The 25,525-nt window shown below is 71.5% G+C and carries 20 protein-coding genes; 5 read left to right on the top strand and 15 right to left on the bottom strand.

Going from position 1 to position 25,525, the window contains the following annotated elements:
- Positions 1-56: 56 nt before the first annotated feature.
- From TR46_RS16420 to TR46_RS16435, 4 genes are all read right to left on the bottom strand, one after another.
- Positions 57-848 carry a class II aldolase/adducin family protein gene (locus TR46_RS16420; protein ID WP_042401085.1) on the bottom strand — a complete coding sequence of 264 codons (792 nt, stop codon included), beginning with the start codon at positions 846-848 and terminating at the stop codon, positions 57-59.
- A 40-nt stretch (positions 849-888) separates the two neighbouring features.
- The gene (locus TR46_RS16425; RefSeq protein ID WP_152626525.1) at positions 889-1,224 is read right to left on the bottom strand and encodes a hypothetical protein; all 336 of its coding nucleotides are present in this window, start codon (positions 1,222-1,224) and stop codon (positions 889-891) included.
- 104 nt (positions 1,225-1,328) lie between these two features.
- The gene (gene guaA, locus TR46_RS16430; protein ID WP_042401088.1) at positions 1,329-2,933 is read right to left on the bottom strand and encodes a glutamine-hydrolyzing GMP synthase; all 1,605 of its coding nucleotides are present in this window, start codon (positions 2,931-2,933) and stop codon (positions 1,329-1,331) included.
- Between the two features lie 149 nt (positions 2,934-3,082).
- Positions 3,083-3,427, bottom strand: a complete 345-nt coding sequence (locus TR46_RS16435; protein WP_369405994.1) for a chorismate mutase — start codon at positions 3,425-3,427, stop codon at positions 3,083-3,085.
- A gap of 1,063 nt (positions 3,428-4,490) precedes the next feature.
- Here TR46_RS16435 and TR46_RS16440 point away from each other — a divergent pair.
- A complete protein-coding gene (locus TR46_RS16440) occupies positions 4,491-5,297 on the top strand; it encodes a flagellar basal body-associated FliL family protein (RefSeq protein WP_042401091.1) in 807 nt (268 codons plus the stop codon).
- On the opposite strand, the gene TR46_RS16445 is transcribed toward TR46_RS16440, so the two are convergent.
- The 6 genes from TR46_RS16445 to TR46_RS16470 all read right to left on the bottom strand — a co-directional run bounded on the left by TR46_RS16445 (position 5,282) and on the right by TR46_RS16470 (position 12,044).
- On the bottom strand, positions 5,282-5,926 hold the full coding sequence (locus tag TR46_RS16445; protein ID WP_042401095.1) for a TMEM175 family protein: 645 nt from the start codon (positions 5,924-5,926) through the stop codon (positions 5,282-5,284). The two genes, TR46_RS16440 and TR46_RS16445, sit on opposite strands and share 16 nt — an antisense overlap.
- Before the next feature lie 56 nt (positions 5,927-5,982).
- The gene (locus TR46_RS16450; RefSeq protein WP_152626526.1) at positions 5,983-7,026 is read right to left on the bottom strand and encodes a glycosyltransferase family 2 protein; all 1,044 of its coding nucleotides are present in this window, start codon (positions 7,024-7,026) and stop codon (positions 5,983-5,985) included.
- Between the two features lie 92 nt (positions 7,027-7,118).
- Complete coding sequence (locus TR46_RS16455; protein ID WP_084718575.1) at positions 7,119-7,610, bottom strand: NUDIX domain-containing protein; 492 nt, start codon at positions 7,608-7,610, stop codon at positions 7,119-7,121.
- 8 nt (positions 7,611-7,618) lie between these two features.
- Positions 7,619-8,311: an HAD family hydrolase gene (locus TR46_RS16460; protein ID WP_042401101.1), complete on the bottom strand. Its 693-nt coding sequence runs from the start codon at positions 8,309-8,311 to the stop codon at positions 7,619-7,621.
- A gap of 236 nt (positions 8,312-8,547) precedes the next feature.
- Positions 8,548-10,374, bottom strand: a complete 1,827-nt coding sequence (locus TR46_RS16465; protein ID WP_439654364.1) for a GMC family oxidoreductase N-terminal domain-containing protein — start codon at positions 10,372-10,374, stop codon at positions 8,548-8,550.
- 50 nt (positions 10,375-10,424) lie between these two features.
- The gene (locus TR46_RS16470) at positions 10,425-12,044 is read right to left on the bottom strand and encodes a succinic semialdehyde dehydrogenase (protein WP_042401105.1); all 1,620 of its coding nucleotides are present in this window, start codon (positions 12,042-12,044) and stop codon (positions 10,425-10,427) included.
- Positions 12,045-12,314: 270 nt separating this feature from the next.
- Here TR46_RS16470 and TR46_RS43110 point away from each other — a divergent pair, with 270 nt between their 5' ends.
- Genes TR46_RS43110 through TR46_RS16485 form a run of 3 tightly spaced genes read left to right on the top strand, consistent with a single transcriptional unit; the run spans position 12,315 to position 15,988 of the window.
- Positions 12,315-13,211, top strand: coding sequence for a hypothetical protein (locus tag TR46_RS43110; RefSeq protein ID WP_169790652.1), 897 nt, complete (start codon positions 12,315-12,317; stop codon positions 13,209-13,211).
- A 9-nt stretch (positions 13,212-13,220) separates the two neighbouring features.
- A complete protein-coding gene (locus tag TR46_RS16480; protein ID WP_042401111.1) occupies positions 13,221-14,639 on the top strand; it encodes a glycosyltransferase family 2 protein in 1,419 nt (472 codons plus the stop codon).
- A 29-nt stretch (positions 14,640-14,668) separates the two neighbouring features.
- Positions 14,669-15,988, top strand: a complete 1,320-nt coding sequence (locus TR46_RS16485) for a glycoside hydrolase family 113 (protein ID WP_052432863.1) — start codon at positions 14,669-14,671, stop codon at positions 15,986-15,988.
- A 78-nt stretch (positions 15,989-16,066) separates the two neighbouring features.
- Here the strand turns inward: TR46_RS16485 and TR46_RS16490 are convergent, their stop codons facing one another.
- Positions 16,067-18,172 carry an SGNH/GDSL hydrolase family protein gene (locus TR46_RS16490; protein ID WP_152626527.1) on the bottom strand — a complete coding sequence of 702 codons (2,106 nt, stop codon included), beginning with the start codon at positions 18,170-18,172 and terminating at the stop codon, positions 16,067-16,069.
- Between the two features lie 336 nt (positions 18,173-18,508).
- On the opposite strand from TR46_RS16490, the gene TR46_RS16495 reads away from it, so the two are divergent.
- The gene (locus tag TR46_RS16495) at positions 18,509-19,819 is read left to right on the top strand and encodes a glycoside hydrolase family 26 protein (RefSeq protein ID WP_152626528.1); all 1,311 of its coding nucleotides are present in this window, start codon (positions 18,509-18,511) and stop codon (positions 19,817-19,819) included.
- Positions 19,820-19,862: 43 nt separating this feature from the next.
- Here TR46_RS16495 and TR46_RS16500 read toward each other — a convergent pair whose 3' ends face one another.
- From TR46_RS16500 to TR46_RS42355, 4 genes are all read right to left on the bottom strand, one after another.
- The gene (locus TR46_RS16500) at positions 19,863-21,242 is read right to left on the bottom strand and encodes a dihydrolipoyl dehydrogenase family protein (RefSeq protein ID WP_042401117.1); all 1,380 of its coding nucleotides are present in this window, start codon (positions 21,240-21,242) and stop codon (positions 19,863-19,865) included.
- A gap of 90 nt (positions 21,243-21,332) precedes the next feature.
- Entirely contained in the window at positions 21,333-23,105 is a 1,773-nt protein-coding gene (locus tag TR46_RS16505; RefSeq protein ID WP_042401120.1) for a serine/threonine-protein kinase, read from the bottom strand.
- Positions 23,106-23,384: 279 nt separating this feature from the next.
- A complete protein-coding gene (locus TR46_RS42350; RefSeq protein ID WP_161790145.1) occupies positions 23,385-24,668 on the bottom strand; it encodes a protein kinase family protein in 1,284 nt (427 codons plus the stop codon).
- Between the two features lie 102 nt (positions 24,669-24,770).
- Positions 24,771-25,525: serine/threonine kinase C-terminal domain-containing protein (locus TR46_RS42355; protein WP_042401122.1), on the bottom strand; the 755-nt coding region annotated here is incomplete at its 5' end.

A 25,525-nucleotide genomic window follows, 5' to 3' on the forward strand; every position in this document is an offset into this window, starting at 1 on the left:
AACTGCGCGCCCAGCCGTGTACGGTCCGCACCCGGAAACCAGCCGGCAACAACCCCCTACTCGAACGCCCCGACCAGCGCATCGCCGTGCCCGGCGACCAGCGGCTGGTAGTTGATCCAGGCGACCAGGTCATTGCCCAACTGGTCCCGGGTGACCACCGCGTTCTCATGGTCCACCAGCACCGGCTTGCCCGCCGCCCTCGCCATCAGCTGCACCTGGCAGGACCGCTCCATGGTGATGAACCACCACGCCGCCGCGTCCACCGAGTCCCCCACCGTCAGCAGCCCGTGGTTCCGCAGGATCACCGCCTTGTGCCCGGCCAGGGCCGCGGCTATCCGACGGCCCTCCTCCTGGTCCAGCACCACGCCGGTGTAGTCGTCGAACAGCGCATGGCTCTCGTAGAAGGCGCAGACGTCCTGGGTGATCGGCTCCAGCAGCTCCCCCAGCGCGGACAGCGTCTTGCCGTAGACCGAGTGGCTGTGCGCGGCCGCGACCACCTCCGGGCGCGCGGCGTGCACCTGCGAGTGGATGGCGAAGGCCGCAGCGTTCACATGGTGCCGCCCCTGGACCACCTGGCCGTCGTGGTTCACCAGGATCAGATCACTGACCGTGATCCGCTTGAAGGACATTCCGAACGGGTTCACCCAGAAGTGGTCGGTCCACTCCGGGTCGCGCGCCGTGATGTGCCCGGCCACGCCCTCCTCGAAGCCGAACTTCCCGAACAGCCGCAGCGCCACCACCAACCGCTCCTTGCGATGCCGGCGCTCCTCCTCGACGGTCTCGAACGTCTGCGGCAGCGCGAACTGCAACTGGTCCAACGGCACGGGGGACGGCGGCGGGTTCGTCATCGCGAGCGCTCCTAGCGGGGGTGGCCTTCTCGCCCGGAAGCTACCCCTCAGTAGCGCAAATGACCAGGCCCGCGGTGCTACAACCGGGTGATCTCAGAGAGGTCGATGTCGATATCGAAAGGCAGGCTGACCGCAGCTGCTCGGGCACCGTTCGGCGCAGCCCGGTTTCCAGGACGAACAGTGTCAGACCATGAAAATCCCGCTGCGGACTCACGAAGACCAGGCTCCCGTCGATCAGCTCGGTATGCGGCGGGAGGCCGTCCATCGTCAGGAACTGTTCTGCGGTGAAGCCGTCGAGCGGCGGGATCAGCCATGCCGGGACGGACCGCTGCTCAATCTCGGGGATCGGTTCGGCAGTCATCAGGTTTCCTCCCATGGCTGGAATCCTTGCCGCTCCCCCAGCGTAGATGCGCCAAAACAAGCGTGCTGCCACCCGAACGGAGGTCGGGTGGCAGCACGCTTGACGATGCGTACGAGTGGCTACTCCCACTCGATGGTGCCCGGGGGCTTGCTGGTCACGTCCAGCACCACCCGGTTGACGTCGGGGACCTCGTTGGTGATCCGGGTCGAGATCTTCGCCAGCACCTCGTAGGGGACCCGGGACCAGTCCGCGGTCATGGCGTCCTCGGAGGAGACCGGGCGCAGCACGATCGGGTGGCCGTAGGTGCGGCCGTCGCCCTGGACGCCGACCGAGCGGACGTCGGCGAGCAGCACCACCGGGCACTGCCAGATCGAGCGGTCCAGCCCGGCCGCGGTCAGCTCGGCGCGGGCGATGGCGTCGGCCTCCCGCAGCAGGTCCAGGCGGTCCTTGGTGACCTCGCCGACGATCCGGATACCCAGCCCCGGGCCGGGGAACGGCTGCCGCTGGACGATCTCGTCCGGCAGGCCGAGCTCCGCGCCGACCATCCGGACCTCGTCCTTGAACAGCTTGCGCAGCGGCTCGATCAGCTGGAACTGCAGGTCCTCGGGGAGCCCGCCGACGTTGTGGTGCGACTTGATGTTGGCGGTGCCGGTGCCGCCGCCGGACTCCACCACGTCCGGGTAGAGGGTGCCCTGGACCAGGAACTCCACCGACTGCCCGGACTCGCCGGCCTCGGCCACGATCTCGCTCGCGGCCTGCTCGAAGACCCGGATGAACTCCCGGCCGATGATCTTCCGCTTCTGCTCCGGGTCGGACACCCCGGCCAGCGCGGACAGGAAGCGCTGCTCCGCGTCGACGACCTTCAGCTGGACGCCGGTGGCCGCCACGAAGTCCTTCTCGACCTGCTCCGACTCGCCCTTGCGCATCAGCCCGTGGTCGACGTACACGCAGGTCAGCTGGGAGCCGATGGCCTTCTGCACCAGTGCGGCGGCCACCGCGGAGTCCACCCCGCCGGACAGCCCGCAGATCGCGCGCTTGTCGCCGACCTGGGCGCGGATCGAGGCGACCTGCTCGTCCACCACATTGGTGGTGGTCCAGGACGGGGCGATGCCCGCGCCGCGGTAGAGGAAGTGCTCCAGGATCTGCTGGCCGTGCGTGGAGTGCAGCACCTCGGGGTGGTACTGGACGCCGTAGAGCTTGCGGGCGTCGTCCTCGAACGCGGCGACCGGGACCACCTCGGTGGAGGCGGTGACGGTGAAGCCGGGAGGGGCCGCGGAGCAGGCGTCACCGTGCGACATCCACACCTGCTGCTCATCCGGGGTGCCCTCGAACAGGGTCGACCCGGGCCGGGAGACGGACAGCGCCGTGCGGCCGTACTCGCGGGCGCCGCTGTTGTCGACCGTGCCGCCCAGCGCCACCGCCATCAGCTGGAAGCCGTAGCACATGCCGAAGACCGGGACCCCGGCCTCGAAGATCGCCCGCTCCAGCACCGGGGCGCCCTCGGCGTACACCGAGGAGGGCCCGCCGGAGAGGATGATCGCCGCGGGCCGCTTGGCCAGCATCTCGGCGACCGGCATGGTCGAGGGGACGATCTCGCTGTAGACCCGGGCCTCACGGACCCGGCGCGCGATGAGCTGGGCGTACTGGGCGCCGAAGTCGACGACGAGGACGACCTCTTGCGACTGCGCAGTGGTCGACGGGTGGTCGGGGGTCGCGTTTGCCACAGGGCGGCCTTCCGGCGGTGCGAAGGGGAAAGACCCATCGTACCGTCGCCCCTGCCGCCCCACCCAATCCTGCGGACGCCCCCTCGGCCGGAGAGACGCCCCCTCGGCCGGAGAGGCGTCAGCCGAACGCTCCCAGGAGGCAGCTCCCCTCAGGCCCGGCCCCGGCAGAGTTCCAGCAACTGCATGGCGACCTCGGTGCCCTGCGGGCCCAGCGCCGCGCGGTAGCGGGCCAGGATCTCCAGCTCGCGGTTGAGCGCCAGCCTGGGGCCGCCGGTGGTCATCCGGGCGGACTGGACCTCCGCGGACACTCCCATGCGCTCGCGGACCAGGTCGATGATGCGTCGGTCCAGCTCGTCGATGCGCCCGCGGGCCCCGGCGATGACGACTGCCGCCTGCTCGGCGGTCAGGGCGGTGCCGATGTCAGGGGTCGTGCCGGGCATGGTGCTGGGGTTGGTGCTGGGGTTGGTGCTGGGGCTGGCGTTGCTGCTGTCCATGGACGGTCTCCCTCGGTGGCGGGAGGCGCGGGTCCCGGCCGGCCCGGCTCCGGGGGACGAAAGGCGCCCCGGGCCGTTTGGCCCGGGGCGCCTCTGCGATGTCTGTTGTCCTGAAGTCAGACGGCATCACCATGGCGACCGGGGCTTCCGGTGCCATAGCTAAAGTTGACTGCCGCGCAGAACATGGGCGACATCATAGCCGCTTCACTCGTTCGCCCGCGCCGGAAGCCGTGACCCATCACCAGGAGAATCGTTGTTCCCCATGACCGTACGGGGTTCACGTCCCGGCCAGTGACGTGCTCCCAGCCCCCTTCCGGAGGCCGTGTGCGGCGAGCAGGACCACGCGTGGAGTGTCACAACAGTCCGCCGACGCGATGAGACGTGCCCCAACGGGCGCGTCGTGGGACCTCGCGCCGGCGCCCGGCCGGGCAGCAGGGGACAGCCGCCCGGTCATGACTGTAGTGATCTGTTGTGAAGGGGCGGTCGGCACCGGGGACGCTCGGATCCGGCCGCCCCGGATCAATCCGGATCAGCATGGATCAGTACCCGTCCCCCGGCGCACATCCCACTGCGCACCCCCTTGCGCTTCCCCTCGCAGAGCGTAACGTCGGCACTGCATCGTCCCGAGGGGCACCGGCGCAAGCCGGGTCACAGAAAACGACTATGCCGATGTGTGCCGAACCAGTTGCGCAACAGCGGCCATATCCCCCACGATGCTGGTGAGGGGGTGGACTTGGGGCAGCGGGACAGCACCCGTGAGCACGGCTCCCACCAGGCTGGGAACCCGCTCGGCACAGACTCTCGCCAGTCACTCGCAGTAATCAAAACGGCCCCGTGGCCCTGTCGCCCACCTCGCCGACCCTGCCCAGAGGCGCATGGCCGATGCGCGCGCCCCCTGCTCAGGTGAACCCCAGACCAACTGTCAAACGGCACCCCTCCCCCGGTGCCGTTCCCGCAGCACCGGCGCTGCCCTGACGCCGGTTGCCGCAGATCGAGGGCCCCGTCTTCCCCCGCGGGGCCCTCCGTCGTTGCACGGGACAGAGGAGATCACTATGGTTCGCCCGTGACCGAACAGCACCGGGGGACGGGTGACGAACTGTGGGACGCGTTCGTCAAGGAGTTCGAGAAGAGCAAGGGCATACCCGAACCGAGCGCGGCTGAGCGCGCGGCCGCCGGCGCGGCGAACGACGCACAGTCCGCGAAGCGCCCTCGCCGCCGCGGGCTCAAGGCGGTGGCGGGTCTCGGCGCGGTGGCCGTCCTGGCAGGTGCCGGATTCTGGTTCAGCCCCTTGCACCGCACCACGACGCAGCATGCGTCCGCCGCACCCACGGCCCGCCCGACGGTGACCGTCGATGCCGCGAGAACGACGTCCGGCACCGAGCCGATGGTCACCACCGACCAGGCGTTCCCCGCACACGTCGCCGGCTTCACCAAGGTGACCCAGTCCGGCGGCCCCGACTGCACGAGTTCGGACACGGTCGCCCCGGACCTGATCCAGGTGATCAACGAGACCAAGGGCTGCCGCGGCGTCATCGGGGCCCTGTACAAGGACGCGGACGACAACGAGTACACGGTTGTCGTGTTCGCCCTGAAGGACCCCGTCGACGCCATGAACGTGATCACCTATCTGGGTTCGAACCCGATGAGCTACCAGGTCGGCGTACTGATGCCGCCGGCCGGCTCCGGGCTCCGGTCACTGCCCTCGGACAGCGGACTGGTGCAGTCCTTCCAGAGTCTCAAGGATCTGGCAGTGGTCGGCCTGGCCCAGTGGTCGGACGGCCGCGCCATCGACTTCCAGAGCCTGACGGACAAGCTCCAGCCCCTCATCACCGCAGTGACGGACGCCGCGGCCGCTCACGACGCCGGCTGAACCGCTTCGGCGTCGCCGTCGGCCTGCGGCTTGATCGGGACGCGGAGCTGGTTGAAGGCGTAGTAGATCGCGATGGCCCCGTGCAGCGCGAGCGTCAGCACGGCATTGACGAACGACAGCCCCACCAGGATCGGGTACACCACCGTTCCCAGGGCGAACCGCGCCCGGGTCCCCCTGGCCAGCACCTCGTCGACCCGCGCGTCGAAGAGGTGCCCGGTCCGGGTGAGCCACCACCACAGCGCCTGGAACGTCAGCGCGTGCGCCACCATGAACCCGCCGTACAACGCCACCGCCAGCTCGGCGCCCTTCGGCTGGTCCAGGTACCCGGACACCACCGAAGTCGCCCACGGCAGCGCCGACACCCCCATCAGCAGCAACAGGTTCAGGAACAGCAGAACCCGGTCCACCCGGGCGACGAAGCTGAACACCTGATGGTGGTTGGCCCACATGATCCCGATCACCAGGAAGCTCACCACATAGGCGTCGTACTGCGGCCACTGATGGGCCAGTTGATGGGCGAGGCTCTTCCCCGTCGACTGCGACGGCGCCTTGACGTCCAGGATCAGCAGCGTGATCGCAATGGCGAACACCCCGTCGCTGAACGCCTCCACCCGACCCGACTCGTTCACACGATCCCCCTTCGCTCAAGGGGCATCGTGCCATGGCCGACGGCTCCGGACAGGCCCTAGCGGGCACCTCGCCGGAGCAGGCGGCGGATCCTGCGCTTCAGGCCCACGTACTTGCGGTGGAGCCGGTGGACCAGCACGAACGTGCGGATGCGGTCGGCCAGGGTGAGGCGGTACTTGAGGCGCAGCAGGGTGCTGAGCTCGCCCAGCCGCTCGGTGCCGATCGCGCCGAGCAGGCGGCTGACCTGCTGCTGGTAGGCGGCGCGGTAGGCCGCGCCACCGCTCACCACCAGCCAGAAGAACTTGGGGATCTCCTCGACCATGGTGTTGTAGTCGTACGAGCGCAGGTAGTCGCGGTACTCCGGCTGGGGGCGGGCCTGCAGCCACTCCCGGACCAGGTCGATCGACTGGACCCGGTCGACCAGGCCCCGGGGGTCGGTCATCTGAGTGATCGACACCTCGCCGGTCTCCCGCTCCCGCCAGTGGTAGACCGTCTCGGAGAGCACGTCCACGCCGGCCGCCAGGTAGTGCAGCGGCACGCTGACCGGGGCGTCCTCGTAGTGGATGCCCTCGGGGTAGAGGATGCCCGCGGCGTCGAAGAAGCTGCGGCGGTAGACCTTGTTCCACGCGGTGCGGTCGGTGACCAGCGCGGGGGTCGCGCTGATGTGGGTCTTGAGCCGGGTCTCCGCGAACGGCTTGATGTGCACGCCGGACGGGGTGTAGCCCTTCGAGTTGAACCGCAGCGCGTTGCCGGCCACGAAGTCCGACCCGGTCTGGTCCAGCGTGCTGATCATCAGCTGGTACGCCTCGGGCGGCAGGGTGTCGTCGCTGTCCACGAAGGCCAGGTACTCGGTGTCTGCGGCGATGTGCCGCCAGCCGGTGTTCCGGGCCGCCCCGAGGCCCTTGTTCTCCTGCCGCACCAGTCGGAACCGCTGGTCGCTGCCGGCGAAGGCCTCGGCGATCGCCGCGCTGGAGTCCGTCGAACCGTCGTCGACCAGGACGCATTCGAAGTCCTCGAAGGTCTGGGCGGCGATCGAGTCGAGGCACTCCTCGAGGTAGCGCTCGACGTTGTAGATCGGTACGACGACGGAGAGACGGGGCATCGGCTGCGCGAGCCTTTCGATCAGGGACGTGTTGCCGGTCACAGCTTGCACGACCGAGATGACGTGCGCCTCTATTCCAGCACGACAGCGGGTTACGCCGGGGTGTCGGGGGGCTGTCGGCCTTCGAAGACCGCCAGCGTCCCGGCCAGTTGCGAGTGCTGCGGCCGCGGCAGCGCGTCCGGCGTGAACCAGCCCAGGGCGTCGAACTTGTGCGGCTCGCCGACGGCGACCCGGTCCGGGTCGACCCGTACCGCGAAGAGCACCGCTACCCAGTGCGAGACCGGGTCGCCCCGCAGGATGTTCCGCACCCCCAGGGTCTCCACGGACAGGGCCTCCGCCAGGTACTCCTCGCGGACTTCGCGCCGCACCGCCGACTCGAAGGACTCCCCGTGCTCCAGGGCGCCCGCGCCGGTGTCCCAGGTCCCCGGCTCGTCCCTGGCCCCCTCGCTGCGGCGGGCCAGCAGGATCCGTCCGGCGCCGTCATGGCAGACGAACACGCAGGACACGGTGGGCGCGCTGAGGGCGCGCTCGGCCGGGCGTCCGGACGGGCGCTGGGGCGGGCGCTCGGGCGAATCGTGGTTCATCACAGCTCTCAGAAGTGGTCGAGGAGTTGACGGAAGGACGTGAGGTGCAGCACTCCCGCGTCCGCGGGATCCAGCTCGCTGTGCTCCAGTGCCCAGGTGTGGTCGTTGGGGATGAAGACGGCGCGCATGCCGACCTGACGGGCCGGCAGGATGTCCGACTTCGGCGAGTTGCCGATCATCCAACTGCTGCCGGGGGCGAGGCCGTGCGCCGCCAGGAACTCCTGGTAGGTCCGGTTGTCCTTCTCCTGGACGATCTCCACGGCCCGGAAGTGGTGCACCAGCTCCGAGGCGTCGATCTTGCGCTGCTGCTCGTCCCGGTCGCCCTTGGTGAGCATCAGCAGGGTGTGCCGGGTGCCGAGGTCCGCGAGCGTCTCCGCCACATCGGCGATCAGCTCAACCCGGTTGTGGACCAGGACGGCGGCCAGGTCAGCGATCTCGGCGCGCTCCTCGACCGTGGCAGGCCGGCCGTTCAGCCGCTCGACGCAGTCGGCCAGGCTGCGCAGCAGCATCCTGCTGCCGTACCCATGGGCGATCGCGTTGGCGGCCTGGACGTCGTCGAGGACGGCACGGAGCTGGGTCCGGTCGAGCGACGGATGGCGCAGCCAGCCCAGGAAGTCGTCGATGACCCGCTCGAACAGGACGTTGTTCTCCCACAGCGTGTCGTCCGCGTCGAAGACGAGTGTCTGGCTGCTGTGCCGCATCGGGGCCCCCACGGTGTGTGATCGTTCCACCCGCGACCCTAACCGGGACCGCTCGGGCCACGCCCGGAATTTCCGGGGCGCCCACCGCATGGCACCGCCCGCCGAACGGCACCGCCCACCGCATGACACCGCCCGCGCCGACGGTCGTCCATCGGCGCGGGCGGGTTCTGATCGGAAACCTAGCGGCCGGTCATCCCGGACAAGGCCGCTTCCAGCAAATGTGACCCACGTCGCTCTCAGTCGCCCTCCGCCGCCGTCTCGGCCCCGCGCTTCGGCGGTACCGCCGGCACCGCCAGCAGCGGCAGCCGCAGTTCCGCGAAGGCCCCCGCGGGCACCGCCGGCGCCTTCGGGGCCACCGCGGCGACCCTGCGGTAGGGCCGGCCCTGCTCCGGCCGCGGGTCCGCGTCCCCCTTGTTGGGCCACATCGACACCGCCCGCTCCGCCTGCGCCGTGATCGTCAGCGAGGGGTTCACCCCGAGGTTGGCCGAGACGGTGGAGCCGTCCGCGACGCTGATCCCCGGGTAGCCGTACAACCGCTGGTACGGGTCGATGACGCCGCGCTCCGGGGAGTCACCGATCACGCAGCCGCCCAGGAAGTGCGCGGTCAGGGTGCGGCCCAGCAGATCGCTGACCCCGCTGCCGGCCACGCCGTTGATCTCGGCGGCGACGGCCCGCGCCGACTCCTCCGCGGCCGGGATCCACTTGGGGTTGGGCGCGCCATGGCCCTGACGCGACGTCAACTTCCCCTTGCCCAAACCGGACTTCTTCCGGGACACGATGACGGAGTTGTCCAGCGACTGCATCACCAGGCCGATGATGACCCGCTCGGACCAGCGCCGCTTGTTCAGCATCTGCACGGTCACCTGCGGCTTGCTCGCCGCGATCTTCGCGAACCGCAGCAGCGGCATCCTGCTGCCGCCCGGCACCTGCATGATGGACAGCAGGCTCATCGCATTGGACCCCTTGCCGTAGCGCACCGGCTCGATATGGGTGTGCGCGTCCGGGTGCACCGAGGAGGTGATGGCGACGCCCCTGGTGAAGTCCGCCTTGCGGCCCAGCCGCCGGTCCGTGGTCATCGAGCCGACCAGCGCCTCGGAGTTGGTGCGGGTCAGCTCGCCCAGCCGGGCCGAGATCCGGGGGAGGTGGCCCTCGTCCCGCATCTCGTGCAGCAGCTTCTGGGTGCCGAAGGTCCCGGCCGAGACCACGACCTTTCGGGCCCTGATGCTCCTGAAGGCGCTCTTGGCGGGGTTCTTCGAACGGGAGTCGGTGGCCCGGACGTCGACGGCGTAGCCCTCGCCGTCCTCGCGGATCCGGGTGACCGTGGTCATCGGCAGGATCTGCGCGCCGTTCTTCTCGGCCAGGAACAGGTAGTTCTCGGTGAGGGTGTTCTTGGCGCCGTGCCGGCAGCCGGTCATGCACTCGCCGCACTCGGTGCAGGACCTGCGGCGCGGGCCCTCCCCGCCGAAGTAGGGGTCGTCCACCTCGGCGCCGGGCGCGGCCCTGACGCCCTCCCCGGCCGTCTCCGTGGCGTCCTGGCCGTCGCCGAAGAACACCCCGACCGGCGCCAGGTGGAAGGTCTCGCCGTATCCGAGCCTCTCGGCGGAGGCCTTCAGCGCCACGTCCGAGGGCGTCACGGTGGGGTTGGTGCGCACCCCCAGCATCCGCTTCGCCTGGTCGTAGAACGGGGCCAGCTCATCCGACCAGTCGGTGATGGACTTCCACTGCGGGTCCTGGAAGAAGGCCTCCGGCGGGACGTAGAGGGTGTTGGCGTAGTTCAGCGAACCGCCGCCGACCCCCGCGCCGCCGAGCACCATCACCTCCTTGAGGACGTGGAAGCGCTGGATGCCGTACAGCCCGAGGGCCGGGGCCCAGAGGTAGTTCCTGGCGTCCCAGGAGTTCTTGGGCAGCGTCTCCCGGGTGAAGCGACGGCCGGCCTCCAGCACCGCGACCGAGTAGCCCTTCTCGGTCAGCCGCAGCGCGGCGACCGATCCCCCGAACCCCGAGCCGACCACGACCACGTCGTAGTCGAACCCCGGCTCAGCCGTCTCTTCCGTCATCGCCATTGACGCAGCTCTCCTGAACTCGGTGAAACGGGGGTCTGCCTGCCTTGTGGCTACTTGAGCCGCAGCGCCTTCATCGCCGCCAGCGCGCGGGTCTGGAACTTCGCGTAGCCCTCGTCGTCCATGCCGAAGGCCGGCGCCATCCGGATCAGCTTCTGCACCGCGACCGTCTGCGGCTCGGTGTACTTGAGGATGCCCTCGGAGCCGTGCCGGCGCCCGATCCCGCTGTCGCCCATGCCGCCCATCGGCGCGGCCACGCTGGCGTAGGCGGGCGCATAGCCCTCGTTGACGTTGACGGTGCCGGAGTGCAGCCGCGCCGCGACGGCGACGCCGTGCCTGGTGCTCCGGCTCCAGACGCTGGAGTTCAGCCCGTACGGCGTGCCGTTGGCGCGCTCCACGGCCTCGTCCTCGCTGTGGAAGCGGTAGACGGAGACGACCGGGCCGAAGGTCTCCTCGGTGCACACGGCGCTGTCCTCGGTGACCCCGTCCAGGATGGTCGGCTCGAAGAACAGCGGGCCGACGTCCGGCCGGGCCTGCCCGCCGGCCAGCACCGTGGCGCCGTTCCTGACGGCCTCCTCGACATGCCGGGTGACCGTGTCCAGCTGGCGCCGGGCCACCAGCGAGCCCATGTCGGCGCCCCAGGCCAGGGTGTTGCCCAGGCGCATGGCCCGGGTTCGGGCGGCGAACTTCTGCAGGAAGGCGTCGGCGACCTGCTCGGCCACATACAGCCGTTCGATGGAGATGCACAGCTGGCCGGCCGAGGAGAAGCAGGCGCGGACGGCGCCCTCGGCGGCCTTGTCCAGGTCGGCGTCGGCCAGCACCAGCATGGCGTTCTTGCCGCCGAGCTCCATCGAGGCACCGATCAGCCGGGCCGCGGCCCGCTGGGCGACGTCCCGTCCGGTCCTGGTGGAGCCGGTGAAGGAGACGTAGTCGGCGTGGGCGACCACCTCGGGGCCGATGACCGGCCCCTCGCCGATGACGATCTGCCACAGCTCGGCGGGCAGCCCGGCCTCGATCATCAGCTCGCGGGCGCGCAGCGCGGTGAGCGCGGTCTGGGTGTCGGGCTTGGTCACCACGGCGTTGCCGGCCGCGAAGGCGGGGATCGCGTCGCCGACGAACAGCGCCAACGGGTAGTTCCAGGGCGAGATCTGGCCGATGACGCCCTTGGGCTGGCGCAGCTCGCGGACCTGGGTGAGGGTCGGGTAGACCCCGCCGCGACGCCGCGGCCTGAGGTACTTGGCTGCGGCCCGCCCGTAGTGGCGCGCCTCCAGCGCGGCGGCGCTGACCTCCTCGAAGGCGTGCGCGCGGGTCTTCCCGGTCTCCGACTGCACCAGGTCCAGCATCTCGGCCTGGGCGGCGAAGAGCAGGTCGTGGAACCTCAGCAGCACCGCCGCGCGCTGACGCACCGGCCGCTCGGCCCACGCGGCCTGCGCCACCCGGGCCCGGGCGAACGCGTCCGCGACGTCCGCCGCACCGGACTCGGGGATCTCCGCGAGCACCTCCCCGGTGAATGGCGAGAGGCTCTGCGCGACGGTCGGCTCCGCCCCCGTCCTGACCCCCCTGACCAGCCGGGCGACCAGCTCCGGCGTCACGGCGTCGGCTGCGGTACGGGGCCCGGCCACCGCGACGGGATTGCGCTCACCGGCGGCACTGCTGGTGCTGATGTCAGTCATGACGTGCAGCGTAGGCCGTTTCCAGCCGCTTGGGTACCCGTCGGTAACAGAAACATGTCTGACACAGAGCAATCCATGGCGGCGGCGGCCGTCCCGACCAAAAGCCGCTTCCGTCACATGTGGCCCACGTCGCTCGAACGGGGAGCGCCCCCGATGACAGGTGTGAAAACCTGGGCTCTAAAGTTTCACATTGGGTCTAGTGTGCGACCCGCGTCTGATGCAGAGTCCGCGTACCTGCGCCAGCCGACCGGCCCGACCAGGGGGAAGTCCATGAGTAGCGATCCGTATCCGTCCCCACGCCCGGCCGACGTGCCGACTCTCTATCGCGCGGCCTCGTTCGTAGCCATCGGGTGGGCGGCAATCCTCCTGGTCCGGGCACTGTACAACTGCTTCGCCGTGGTCGGTCCGGGACAGTTCCTGCTGGGGATCGTCTACTACGGGTCCAAGGGCGGCAGCGGCCAGGCCGAGACGTCGAGCTTCGACTACGCGGTCCTCTATGCCGTCGGCGCCCTGTTCATCCTCCGCGGCAGCCACTGGGCCCGCGGACTGGTCTGCGGCGTCGCGGCCGTCGAGGGCTACAACCGGCTGCGCAGCCTCACCGGGGCCCTGTTCGACCCCGCCCAGCGGCCGTGGTTCACCGGGCAGCTCCAGGGCGAGCTGCTGCTGGCGACGCTGGTCGTGGGCGTCATCGTCACCATCGCGCTGGTGATCATGCTGTCGCGGCGGGTCGGCGCGCACGTGCCGTGGCAGCCGCCGCCGAACGCGTGGACCGCGGCCGCGCAGGCCGCGATGCAGCCGGCGCAGCAGTACCCACCGCAGCAGCAGGCCCCCCAGCAGCAGTACTACCAGCAGCAGCAGCAGCCGACTCAGCAGGCGTACGCCGCCGCGCCGACCGCCCCGCAGCAACCGCAGCAGCCCTACCAGCAGATGCCGCAGCCGCCCGCACCTCAGCCGCAGCCGGTGGACCCGCGTACCCAGCAGCCCCAGCAGGGGCCCGCGCTGCCGCCGTACGTCACGCCGCCCGCCCAGTCGGCGCCGGTCCCCACCCAGATATCCACCCCGCAGGTGCAACCGCAGCCGAAGCCCGCCGAGCCCAGCGACGCCGTGCCCCTGCCCGACCAGGCCACCACCCGGTTCCGGGCCGTACCGCCCAAGTCCACCTCGTAGCGCTGAACCATGTCCCGACAGAGCAGCAAGCTCGCCCGCCGCATCGAGTACTGGCGCCCCGGCATCCTCCCCTTCGCCCTCCCCTTCGCCCTGCTGATGGGCTGGGGGCTGTGGACGTACCGGCCCAACGGCACGCCGCTGGGCTGGATCCTCACCATCGTCTGGTCGCTGCCGGCCATCGGCGTGCTGGTGGGGCTCCAGGGAGCCGTGCTGATCCGGCGCCGGCACCGGCGCCGGCACGAGATGGCCCCGGCGGCCGAGGTCTCCAACGATCTGCTGATCGTCCTGGTGCCGACCATCGGCCGGCACGACACCTATCCGGCGCTGGAACGCTCCGTGCAGTCCTACGTCGAGCACCTCCCGCTCTACTTCAGCCAGTTGCGCATCGACGTGCTCACGGAGGAGGGCTGCGAGGCCGGCGAGCGGATCGACCGGCTGGCGGCGACCGATCCGTTGATCCGCGTGGTCACCGTCCCCAAGAGCTACCGCACCGCCAACGGGACCCGCTTCAAGGCCAGGGCCAACCACTACTCGCACGAGCTGCGGATCGAGGAGGGCGAGGCGCGCGACGAGGTCTGGGTCCTGCACATGGACGACGACACCGGCGTGGGCCCCGACACCGCGGCGGCGCTGGCCCAGTTCATCAACCGCCAGCGCCGGGCCGCGCCGGACGAGGTGAAGCACATGGCCCAGGGGATCCTCACCTATCCGCGCGAGCACGCGGCCAACCGGTTCACCTGGTTCGCCGACTCGGTGCGCCCCGCCGACGACATCGCCCGCTTCCGGGCGCTCACCGGCACCGGCACCCCCATCGCGGGCGTGCACGGAGAGCTGCTGGTGCTCCGGGCCTCGGTGGAGGCCACCATCGGCTGGGACTTCGGCCCCAAGGCCATCGTCGAGGACGCGCAGCTGGCACTGACCTTCTGCAGCCGCTACCCCGGCCGCAGCGACTGGTTCAACGGCCGTTGCTACGGGGCCTCCCCGGCGACCGTGCGCGACTTCGTCAAACAGCGCGAGCGCTGGTCCTGGGGACTGGTGGCGCTGTGCTTCAACCGGACCATCCCGCTACGGCACCGCTGGTTCCTGGCGGTGTGCGTGGCGACCTGGATCCTCGGACCGCTGCAGCACATCGGCATGATCCTGGCGTTCGCCTGGCTCAGCGGCAGCATGAACACCTCGCCGGTGGCGCAGTCGATCGTGCTGCTGTGGGCGTTGAACTTCGCCTATGTCATCTGGACCTACTGGGAGGGACTGCGGCTCAACAGCCTGGTCTCGCGCGGCGGGCGCCGCCACTGGTGGGAGCCGATGGCCGTGGTCGCCCTGATACCCGTCTTCTCGGTGCTGGAGGGGCTGGGCGGGTTCCGCGGCTTCCTGAAGTTCATCCGCGGCGAGGAGAACCAGTTCGTCGTCATCGCCAAGCCGGTCTGAGCCGGTCCCGAATCGTGGAGGAACACCGCATGCCCGCTTCCGAGCAGGAGAAGCCGGCACCCATCGAGCTGGTCTTCGCCGACGGTGAGGTGAGCCCGGCACCGCCGCGCTCCCGGCGCGGCTGGCTCGTGGTGCTCCCCATCACCGTGCTGGCGACGGTGATAGCGGTCCCAGCCGCGGTCGGAGTGCAGCCCCTGCATTGGACGGCCGGTGCGCTGCTGCCGCACACGGCCGCCTCCGCGACGCCCACCGCCACCGCGAAACCGCTCAAGCAGTTCGCGGACCCGGTGCTCAACGCGGCGGAGAGCGCCCCGCCGGTGCCCGGCAAGTCCGCCGGGCAGCAGGTCCCGCACGTGGCCAAGCCCTGGCACGCCGGGATGCCGCAATGGGGGGTGCAGGTCTACTGGGAGGACATGAGCACGGACAGCGAGTCCGAGGTCCGCGGCAAGGCCCGCCGGGTCAGCGACTACCTGGTCTCGCTCGGCGCCAACTCGGTCACCCTCTCGTTCCCGCTGTACGTCGACTCGATCGACTCCGACAGCGTGCACTCCGAGTCCAAGACGCCCAGCCCGGCGCGGCTGAAGCTGGCACTCGACGCCTTCAAGGCCGCCGGCCTGCGGATCACCCTGCGTCCGATCATCGACGAGCGCAGCCTGCTGCCGCAGTGGCGCGGCGCCCTGGACCCCGGCAGCCGCCAGGCCTGGTTCAGCTCCTACGGCAAGCTGCTGGACCAGTACGCGGACCTGGCGCGCGAAGAGGGCGCGGCCACCCTGGTCGTCGGCACCGAGCTGGTCTCGCTGGAGAACAGCTCGCAGTGGAAGTCCCTGCTCTCGTCCCTGCACAGCCGCTTCCCCGGGCAGTTGACCTATGACACCAACTGGGACAACTTCGTCGCCAAGGACGTGAAGCTCCCCGTCGACCAGGTCGACGTCGACGCCTACCCCCCGGTCAAGGCACCCGACAGCGCCTCGGTGGGCACCATCGTCAACGGCTGGCAGAAGTGGCTCGACCAGAAGAGCAAGGGTTCGATGCCGGACACCGTGCTGGCGGAGGCCGGCGTGGGCGCGCAGGACGGCGCGTACTCCAGCCCCGGCGACTACTACCGCTACGGCACGGTCAACCCCGCCGTGCAGGCCACCTGGTACCGCGCGGTCTGCACCGTGGTCCAGGAGCGGAAGATGGCGGGGGTGTACTGGTGGTCGCTCAACTTCCACGACGACCCGAAGACCCCGCCTGCGGCGACCAGCTCACGACTCGACTTCGCCGGCCGCCCGCTCACCGAGCAGGCGATCAAGCAGTGCTTCGCCTCCTCCTACGCGGGCCCCGGGACGTCCGGGTCCAACGGCTGAGTGGGTTTCTGACGGCCCATCAGTGGCGGATCGCAGGCGGCCGGGCGCGGGAAACGCGCGTTCGACCGGGGACCCGCCCTACCCCGCGGACGGTGTCCGCGGCTGCGCTGCCAGCTTGAGCTGCTGCTCCAGCCAGGGGCCGATCAGGGTCCGCCCCGCCGCGCTGATCCGGGTGCCGTCGACGGTGCTGTAGAAGGCTGCTCCCTGCGGAGTCGCCTGCCGGCACGCCCCGGCCGGGCACAGCTCGGCATTGAGGTCGAGCAGCCGGACCTCCGCCTTGTGCGCGTCGGTGAACTCCTTGATCCGCTGGTTGTAGCACGCGGTCGCAATGGGCTCGGCCGCGCTGTTGTCCAGACGCTCGTTCGCGAGCAGCACCGGTACGCCGGGGTCCGCCCGGTGCACAACGGCCACGGCCTGGCCCAGCAGCCCCAGGTAGTCCGTACGGTAGGCGGCGGTGCAGGTGGTCGCTGTCGGGTCGGTGCCGGCATGCCGCGCCGCGTCCCGGCCGAGGTCCAGTACCACCAGGTCGGGACGGGTCGACGCGAGCGAGTCCTGCCACTGCTGCTGCCAGCCCGCGCAGTCCATCACGCCGCAGTCCGCGGCGGCCGAGGAGCCGGTGCGCACCCCGCTCCGCCCCGAGAACGGGCTCCCCTTCTGGTTCACCGACAGGGCGAGGTCCCCGGTCAACCGGTCGCCCAGTCCGAGCACCAACCGGCTGCCGCCGGGGCGCAGGGCCGCCGCCGCGTGTGCGGGAAGCTTCCAGGAGCCCAGGCTCAGCAGGACACAGGCAGCCAGCAGCAGCGGCAGTGCCCGCAGCGGGCTCCAGTTCCGCAGCGCCAGGCGCCAGGTGGGGTAGTAGACGCACAGTGTCAGCAGCCAGCTGAGCGCCGTGCCCACGATCAGCAGCCCGTACCAGGGCAGTCCCGGCCAGCCTCGATGGAGGAGCCAGATCATCACGGCGGTGGCCAGGGCGAGCAGGTAGCCCATCCGACCGATCTCGACCAGCAGCCCTCGGCGCAGCCATGCCCCGAGCAGGCCGCCGCCGAGGGTCAGCACCAGCGCCGCCACTGCGACGATGAGCGCGTGCAGCGCGATTCCGCGCAGGTCGGCGCCGTCGTAGAGGCGGTGCAGGGAGACCGCGTCCGGCTTCAGGCCGAGGCTCCGGAGCAGCGGCGCCAGGGTGTCCTGCCGCCCGGCGAACCAGCCGACCACGGCGGCGGCTGTGACCAGCAGCTCGGCCGCGGTCCAGAGGGCGGCTCGGGCTCCGCCGGTCCGCGGCGGAGCCGCCGGCCGACGGCGCAGGACCAGCAGCACGACGCAGGCGGCAGCGGCGCCCGCGGTGAGGTCCAGCACCCGCTCGCCGACCGCCAGTCCGAGCGCGGACCGGACGTAGCCGGGCAGCGAGGTCGACGGCAGCAGCGCCACGGCGGCGACCGGGGCGGCGGTGAGCAGGAACAGCAGCGCGCCAAGCGCGGCTATGGAGCGCCGGAGCAGCACCGCCAGCAGTGTCAGCAGCAGCGGCCACAGGAGCGCGTACTGCCCGACCACGCTCAGCGGCCAGAGCACGGCGAACGGCCAGGGTGCGTGCGAGCTGCCCAGCGTGAACGACGGCAGCAGGTGGTCGGTGGAGTACCCGGCCCAGTCGGACGCCTGGAAGAGCGCGCCCGGGAGTTGCCGCTGCAGTGCGGTGGCGGCGTCCAGCCCGGTGGACATCCAGACGATGCCCAGCATCGCACCGAGCAGCAGCGGGAGTGCGGCCCCGTACTGCTTCAGCAGGTGGAGCAGCTTGCGTCCGGGCGAGAGGGCGCCCGGCGTGGTGAGCCGCTGAAGCGCCGAGAGCGAGACCGTGAAGGCACTGAGGACCAGCAGGACGTCGACCACGGGGAAGGAAGCGGGCAGCGAGGCGGTCGAGTTGGCTGCGATCAGTCCGAGGTAGGCGAGGCCCAGCAGCCCGTAACCGATCGCGGGGGGCGGTGTCGGCGTGACGGAGGCCGCGGCAGCCGCCGGCTCCGGGTTCGACTCCGGCTCCAACTCCCGCTCCGGGTTCGACCCGGGTTCCGGACGGTGCGCGTCGACCTCCGTCGTCGCCCCGTCGTCCCCCTCATACGCGTCGCCACCACGGTGCATGGTCGATACAGGTCGCGTCCTCGGGTCCGCGGAGTCGGCCATCTGCACGTTCTTCATCCTGGTCGTCGTCGGGCAGTTCGGTCAGCGACTGCTGTCGACTGCCGTCTTCAGAGCATGCCTGATGCGCGTTCGGTAAATGATTCGAACGCGTCTCGTTATACCAAACTGATGCGTCGGCCCTGTGGCGGCCCTGTGGCTGCCGAGCCGTCCTGTCCTCCCTCGGGGGCAGGCTCGGGGATTCCGACCTCAGCCGGTCACCTACGATCTCTGTGAGACCGACCTGTGCGGGGTCGACCGGGAAACCTGCGTCGTCCGGATCTGAGGGGAGCAGAGCACGTGAGGCGTATTGGGGGCATAGGCCGTCGTTCGGTCCTGGCCGGAGGCGGAGCCCTGGTGGGCGGAGCAGTGGTCGGCGCCTACGCCCTGTCCACTCCCAGCAGCGCCTCCGCGATCGCCGTCGAGACCGACCTCGCCAAGCGCGACCCGCATGCGACGAGCTCGGCCGGCTCCGTCTTCCGTATGCTCGCTGACCTGGAGAACCGCGCCAGGAGCGGTATGTCCACACAGACGATCATCGGCCAGCATGTGGAGCTGCAGAACGAGCTCTACAACGGCGAGTACGGCGACTACCGGGGCGTGAAGCCGCCCGGCTACTACTACCGCAAGGCCGCCGACATCACCGGGCGCCTCCCCGGCTTCCTGGAGGTCGACCTCGGCCCCGGCTACGGCGAACAGGGCTGGGGCGTAGGACGATCCCGGACGTACTCCCGAGCGGCGTGGCCGACCTGCCGCCCCGGCTGGAGCTACACCGACGATGTCGTGGACCTCGCGGTCGGGGTCTGGCGGGGGCTGCCCCGCCCCGCCGACGGCTCGTACAACCCCAGCGGAACCGAACCCCGGTGCGACGGCTCGGCGAGCGCGCTTCCCGGCAACGGCGGAGCCCCGGCCGGGCTGGTCGGCATGTCCTTCCACCAGCCCTGGCCGGGCAGCCCCACCAAGGCGTACGCGCAGACCCTCCGCAGCAACTCCCCGGCCGCCCACGACGCCCACTGGATCGAGCGGGTGCTCACGCCCGGCACCACCGAGCACCAGGCACTGATCCAGGACCTGTCGTTCCTGGCGGACCACCTGACCTACCTGGCCTCCTGTGACGTGCCGGTGCTGCTGCGTCCGTTCCACGAGATGAACGCCATCGACACCAAGACCGGCTTCTGGTGGACCGCGGCCGACGCGCAGCAGTACCGGCGGCTCTGGGGCATGGCCTACGACTACCTGGTCGGATCGCGCGGACTGCACAACCTGCTGTTCACCTGGGCACCCCTGGCCTGGGACGGCGTGGGCGGCCGCGATCCCTGGGACTACTACCCCGGCGACGGCATGGTGGACCTGGTCGGTGTGGACGACTACAGCGACAGCCCGAACCACCCGTTCCAGGGCGGCACCTGGACCGCGAAGTGGTACAAGGACCTGGCCCGCTACCGCAAGCCCCGGGTGCTGGCCGAGTCGTTCTACGTTCCGCTGAGCAAGGCGCAGTCGAAGACCCTGGACCACAGCCCATGGGTGATGTGGACGGTCTGGGGGCAGGCCCTGACCGCGAACAACAGCAGCCCCGACGTGAAGCAGAGCTACGCCTCCGCGCGGGTGCTGACCGGCGGCCGGGGATCCGACGTGATCGCCCTGCTCCGCTCCCCGCACGGCACCTGACAGGGCGGCACCTGACAGGGCGGCAGGCGGATCGCCGGGGCGCTCAGAGCCCGTCCAGCGCCGCGCCCACCGCGCGGTGGAAGGTCGGGTAGGCCCAGATCGTCGCCGCCAGGTCGGCCAGCGGGAGCCTGGCCTGGACGGCGAGGGTGAGCAGGCCGAGGACCTCGCCGCCGGTCGGTCCGGCCGCGGTGGCGCCGACCAGGACGCCGCCGGCGGCGACGAGCTTGACGAAGCCGTCGTTGCCCGAGCCGTGCACCAGGCCGCGGGCGCTCTCGGCGAGGTCGGTCACCGAGGTGCGCACCGCCAGCCCCTGGGCCCGGGCCTGAGCCTCCGTCAGGCCGACCGCGCCGATCTCCGGATCGGCGAAGGTCACCCGCGGCACCGCGTGGTACTCGGCCGCGCGGCCGCCCTGCCCCAGGATGCCGCGCACCGCGACATCGGCCTGGTACATCGACATATGGGTGAACGCGCCCTTGCCGGTGACGTCGCCGATCGCCCACACCCCCGGGGCGCCCAGCACCCGCATCCGGTCGTCCACCGGCAGCGCCCTGGCGTCCGCCGGAACGCCCAGCACCGACGCGCCCAGCCGCTCCAGGTCCACCCGCCGGCCGGTCGACACCAGCAGCCGCTCCGCGCTCAGCCGCTCGCCCCGGCGGCAGCGGGCTTCGAACCGCTGTCCGTCGTAACCGACCGAGACCAGCTCGGCCCCGGTGTGCAGTTCCAGGCCCTCGGTGGCCAGCACCCGCATCAGCAGGTCCGCCGCCTCCGGCTCCTCCTGGGCGAGCAGCCGCTGCTGGGCCTCCAGCACGGTGACGTCGCAGCCGAAGCGCTGCACCGCCTGCCCCAGCTCCAGACCGATCGCCCCGCCGCCCAGCACCAGCAGCGACGACGGCAGTTCCTCGGCCTCGATCAGCTCCCGGTTGGTCCAGTACGGCGTCCCGGCCAGCCCCGGCACCGGCGGCGCGGAGGGCCGGGTGCCCACCGCGAGCACCAGGGCCCGGCGCGGGCGCAGCACCGTCTCCGAGTCGTCCGGGCCGACCACGGAGACCTCGCCGGGTCCGGTGAGCCGCCCGGTCCCCCGCAGGAACGTGCCGCCGCGGCTGGTGAAGCGGTCCACCGCGACCTTGTCGTCCCAGTCGTCGGTGGCCCGCTCGACGTGCCGGTGCACCGGCCGCCAGTCGCTCTGCACCCGGCTGATCCCGGCCGAGCCCGGCACCCGGTGCGCCTCCCGGACCAGGTTCCCGGCCCGCACCATGATCTTCGACGGGATGCAGCCCCAGTACGGGCACTCGCCGCCGACCAGCCGCTCGTCGACCCCCACGACGTCCCAGCCGGCGTCGGCGAGCCTGCCGGCCGCATCCTCCCCTCCGGGACCCATTCCGATGACGACTGCGTCAGGCGTGGAGACTGCGGCGGCGACCATGACCGGCTCCCTGAGTTGGGGGATGTGGCCTGCGTCGTTCCAAACTACTAGCAGACGGGAGCCCCGTCCTCCGCTCCGACGCAGCCGGGTTCAGCCGCCCGTGAAGCCCTCGGTGATGTCCAGGAACCGCTGGTACCCGGTCGGCCAGTCGACCTCGGGATAGTCCACCAGGATGTCGTACTCGGTCCCGTTGCCGTCCTTGTAGAGCTGCTCCTCGGCGTGGTGCGGCGTACCGGTGGCCGAGTCGGTGAAGGTGTACTCCCAGCGGGCGCCGGTGTAGCGCTTCTGGAAGGTGTCCTGCTGCATGCTGACCAGCTGGTAGGTCTTGTCGTGCTGGCCCAGGCTCGTCTGCATCTCCTTGGCGTGCTCCAGCGGGCTGATCCCCTGCCCGGGGGTCACCCCGAAGATCACCTGGTGCACGCCGCCGTCGGGGCTGTACTTGATCGCGAGCAGCCCGTTCCGCTGGTAGTTGGTCCAGTCCTGGCCCCCGGACGCCGGGGGCAGCGGGAAGGAGAACCCGCTCTGGTCGTGCACCAGCGTGTATCCCTTGGGCAGCGTCGGGCTCCCGTCGGCGGTCGGGGTGGGCGCGTGCGAGGCCTGGGCGGAGGCGGAGGCGCTGGGCGACGGCGTACCGGGCCCGTCCGCGGTGGAGCCGCTGTGGTGCCGGTTGAGCTCGTACGCCGCGCCGCCGCCGACCAGCGCCGCGACCAGGCCCGCGGCCAGCAGGACCGGCCAGGTCCGGCGCCGTCCGCGGCCGTGCGCCGTCGCCTGGCGCTGGGGGCCGCCGCGCTGCGGTCCGCCGTGCGAGGGGCCGCCCTGCGGCGGCTGCGGGCGCTGCGGCGCGGTCTGCTGGGTCATCCCCTGCTGCGGCCCGGACCAGTGGCCCTGGACGGTGGGCCCGTACTCGGCCTCCACGAAGGTCGGCCGGATCGGCTCGGACTTCGCCGTGGGGGCGTGCGTGTGCTCGCCGAGGCCGCTGCGGTCCGCCAGCGGGACGCCGGCCGTGGGGGTGTGCAGCGGGCTGTGCGACTGCGGGGCGGACAGCGAGGTGGTGTGGCCCGCGGCCACACTCTCCAGCATCCGTATGGCCTCGGGCGCGGACGGCCGCTCGGCCGGGTCCTTGCTCATCAGCGCGTGCAGCACCGGCGCCAGCGCCCCGGCGTTGCGCGGCTCCGGCAGCGGATCGGTGACCACCGCCGCCAACGTTGTCAGCGGCGAGTCGCGCCGGAACGGGGACTGGCCCTCCACCGCCGCGTACAGGGTCGCCCCCAGCCCCCACAGGTCCGACTCGGGGCCGGGGCGTGAGCCGTGCACCCGCTCGGGCGCCAGGTAGTCGGGCGAGCCGATCAGGTCGCCGGTGCGGGTCAGCGCCGAGTCGCCCTCGAAGGTGGCGATGCCGAAGTCGGTGAGCACCACTCGGCCGGTGGCGCGCTCCAGCAGCACATTGGCCGGCTTCACATCGCGGTGGATCACCCCGGCCTGGTGCCCCCGGTGCAGCGCGGCCAGCACCTGGGCCCCGATCCCGGCGGCCTCACGGGGGCTCAGGGTGCCCTCCTGCTCGACCAGTTCGGCCAGCGAGCGGCCGTCGATCAGCTCCATCACGATCCACGGCTTGCCGTCCTGCTCGACGACGTCATGGATGGTGATCACACCGGGGTGCTTGATCCGCGCGGCGGCGCGGGCCTCCTGCTTCATCCTGGACTGGACGATCAGCAGGTCCTCCTCGGCGAGGTGCCCCACCGAGAGCTCCTTGACCGCGACCTCGCGGTCCAGCATCCGGTCCTCGGCCCGCCAGACCGTCCCCATCCCGCCCCGGCCGAGGCGTGCCCCGAGCAGGTAGCGGCCGGCCAGGGTCCTGGGCACCTGGGCGTCCGCCTGCGTGGCGGGACCGCGCGACGACTGTGCGTCACCCGCCCCACCACGTGCGGACCCGCGTGCCGAGTCCTCTTCCGTACCCACCCGTGCTCCCCCTCGCCAGTGTCCTGCCGTTTGCGTCCAAGCCTGCGGCGACTGGTCTGTTGGAAAATCAGCCGGTGGCACTGCACGACAACCCCAGGGTTTGCTGGACAGCCTAGGCAACACCTGGGTCGGCTGGATAGCCGGGGCCACTCATGTGACAGCCCTGTGATGGTCGACCAGCGGTCAACGGGCCACCAGAACGGTCACGACCAGGGCAATGAGGACGAAGAGAATGATGCCACCGATCAGCATCACGCCCAGTAACGCTGGGTGCCGGTGCGGCGCGGCGTGCCGATGGTGTGAGTCGTGTGGGAAGTCCGGGTGCTCCAGCACCTCGCCGCGGTGCCCCGCGGGCAGCAGTGCGGCGACCGTCAGCAGCTCGTCCTGGTCGATCGGCTCCGGGGCGCGGACCAGCAGACGCCGGATCAACTCGGCCGCCTCCGCCAGCTGCAGCCGCTCGGCCGGGTCGGGCCGCAGCAGCTCGTGCACCAGCGGGCCGAGCGGACCGCACTCGGGCAGCGGGGCGGGCGCCCGGTTCGCCTGCCGGGTCGTGCCCCGGGCGCTGAGCGCGGGGCGCGGCGGCGCCGCGTCCGAGCGGACCACCCCGGAGCGGGCCGCCGCGAAGAGCTCCTCGGTGTCCAGCTCGGGGAACGGCGCCGTGCCGGTCACCGAGCGGTAGAGCAGCACCCCCAGCGCCCAGGCGTCCGCCTCCGGGCCGACCCCCGATGCCGGGGCGGCGCCGACCGCGGCGGAGTCCGTCGGCGGCGGACCGGCCTGCTCCGGCGACCAGCGCTCGGCGACGGCGCCCACGATCACCGCCCGCGCGTCCCTGGCCCTGACCCGGGCCGGCGACCAGGACGAGTCCGGAACCCCGGCGGCCGGCGTCTCCGCGCCCGGTCCGCCGCAGAGCGCCTCCTGCGCCGCGCCCACCACCAGGCCGCCGGCCAGCGCGGTGCCGTCGGCGCAGACCGTCACCGTGTCGGGGGTGAGGTTGCCGTGCACCAGCCCGACCGCGTGCACCGCCCGCAGCGCGACGACCAGGTCGTGCCCCAACTCGGCGGCCCGGTACGGCGACAGCGGGCCGCGGTCGAGCAGGGTGCGCAGCGGGACGCCCGGCAGCGACTCGCCGACCACCCACAGGTAGCCGTTCTCATCGAAGACCTGGAACACCTGGCTCAGCCGGGGGTGGTCGGGGACGATCCCGGCCACATAGGTCGCATGCGTCAGCGCCCGTCCGACCGCGCTGTCGTCCTGCTCGGCGAGTGCCACCTGGTCGTAGGGGACCACGAGTTCGGGCAGCGGCACGGCGTCGAGCTGGACCTCGGCGCCGCTGCGCAGGTCCAGCGCCGCCACCCCGGTGCCCCGGGCCCGGCCCTCCAGCCGGTAGCGCCCGGCGAGCACCCCGCCGTCGGCCGCCGCCCGGGGAGCGGGCACGGCGCGGCGCGCGCTCCTGGCCGTCCTGCTCATGCCGCCACCTCCCTCTCCTCTCCTCGCGCCGCCTCGTCCGTCCCGCGCCCGGTGCGGTCGTGCGGGTCCGCGCGTGTCCTCAGCGTACGTCCCGACGGGCCGTCAGCCCGCAGGCCGGAAGCTGGAGAAGAATCGGTTCAGGAGCTGCTGGTTCCTGGCGTCCTTCCAGGTGGCGTCCGCGGCGGTCCAGTAGATGGCGTAGCCGTGGTGGGCGTCGGTGACGAAGCCGCGGTTGAGCGCGTGCAGGGTGGTCCCCGCCTGGGAGTAGGTCCATTCCCAGTCGGCGGCGTCCCAACCGTTCCGGTACGCGACCGTGTGCAGGGCGACCCGCTGGTAGCCGGGGAAGCTGCCCGATATCGCCGCCTCCTCGGTGCGCCAGGCGCCGACCGCGCTGCTGCCGGGGGTGCTGGTCGCGTCCAGCTGCAGCGTCCCGGCCGGGCCGTGGTACTTCCAGCTGCTGCCGCTGCCGCTCACCAGGGTCCAGCCGACCGGGATCTCGACGGTGGAGCCGCCGGGACCCGAGACCCGGCTGAACGCCCCGGCGGCGGAACCCGTCGAAGCGGCGGCCGAGGCCGCCGGACTCGCCGCGGCCGAGCCGGTACCCGACGCCGCGCCCGTTCCGGCGCCCGCGCCTTTGCTGGTACCCGAAGCGGACGTCGAGGCCGACACCGAGGCCACCGTGCTCCCGTCCGCCGAGGAGCCCCCGGCGCTGCCCTTGCCGCCGCCCCCGTTGGCGGCCACCGCGGCGACCACCCCGATCGCCACCACCAGCAGGAGGACCAGCAGCACCAGCAGCGGCCGGACCCGGCGCCGCCGGGCGGTCGAGACCGTCGGCGGCCCGTAGGGGACGGACTGCA

It is taken from the genome of Streptacidiphilus carbonis (genome assembly GCF_000787775.1).
Classification (GTDB): Bacteria; Actinomycetota; Actinomycetes; order Streptomycetales; family Streptomycetaceae; genus Streptacidiphilus; species Streptacidiphilus carbonis.

Excerpts from the sequence above, each read along its gene's own strand:
- TR46_RS16470 (WP_042401105.1), bottom strand. The coding sequence starts at position 12,044 with ATGACTGACATCAGCACCAGCAGTGCCGCCGGTGAGCGCAATCCCGTC.
- TR46_RS42350 (WP_161790145.1), bottom strand. The coding sequence starts at position 24,668 with ATGAGCAGGACGGCCAGGAGCGCGCGCCGCGCCGTGCCCGCTCCCCGG.
- TR46_RS16425 (WP_152626525.1), bottom strand. The coding sequence starts at position 1,224 with ATGGGAGGAAACCTGATGACTGCCGAACCGATCCCCGAGATTGAGCAG.
- TR46_RS43110 (WP_169790652.1), top strand. The coding sequence starts at position 12,315 with ATGAGTAGCGATCCGTATCCGTCCCCACGCCCGGCCGACGTGCCGACT.
- TR46_RS16485 (WP_052432863.1), top strand. The coding sequence starts at position 14,669 with ATGCCCGCTTCCGAGCAGGAGAAGCCGGCACCCATCGAGCTGGTCTTC.
- TR46_RS16500 (WP_042401117.1), bottom strand. The coding sequence starts at position 21,242 with ATGGTCGCCGCCGCAGTCTCCACGCCTGACGCAGTCGTCATCGGAATG.
- TR46_RS16420 (WP_042401085.1), bottom strand. The coding sequence starts at position 848 with ATGACGAACCCGCCGCCGTCCCCCGTGCCGTTGGACCAGTTGCAGTTC.
- TR46_RS16455 (WP_084718575.1), bottom strand. The coding sequence starts at position 7,610 with ATGAACCACGATTCGCCCGAGCGCCCGCCCCAGCGCCCGTCCGGACGC.
- TR46_RS16465 (WP_439654364.1), bottom strand. The coding sequence starts at position 10,374 with ATGGCGATGACGGAAGAGACGGCTGAGCCGGGGTTCGACTACGACGTG.
- TR46_RS16480 (WP_042401111.1), top strand. The coding sequence starts at position 13,221 with ATGTCCCGACAGAGCAGCAAGCTCGCCCGCCGCATCGAGTACTGGCGC.
- TR46_RS16460 (WP_042401101.1), bottom strand. The coding sequence starts at position 8,311 with ATGCGGCACAGCAGCCAGACACTCGTCTTCGACGCGGACGACACGCTG.
- TR46_RS16450 (WP_152626526.1), bottom strand. The coding sequence starts at position 7,026 with ATGCCCCGTCTCTCCGTCGTCGTACCGATCTACAACGTCGAGCGCTAC.
- TR46_RS16490 (WP_152626527.1), bottom strand. The coding sequence starts at position 18,172 with ATGAAGAACGTGCAGATGGCCGACTCCGCGGACCCGAGGACGCGACCT.
- TR46_RS16435 (WP_369405994.1), bottom strand. The coding sequence starts at position 3,427 with ATGGACAGCAGCAACGCCAGCCCCAGCACCAACCCCAGCACCAACCCC.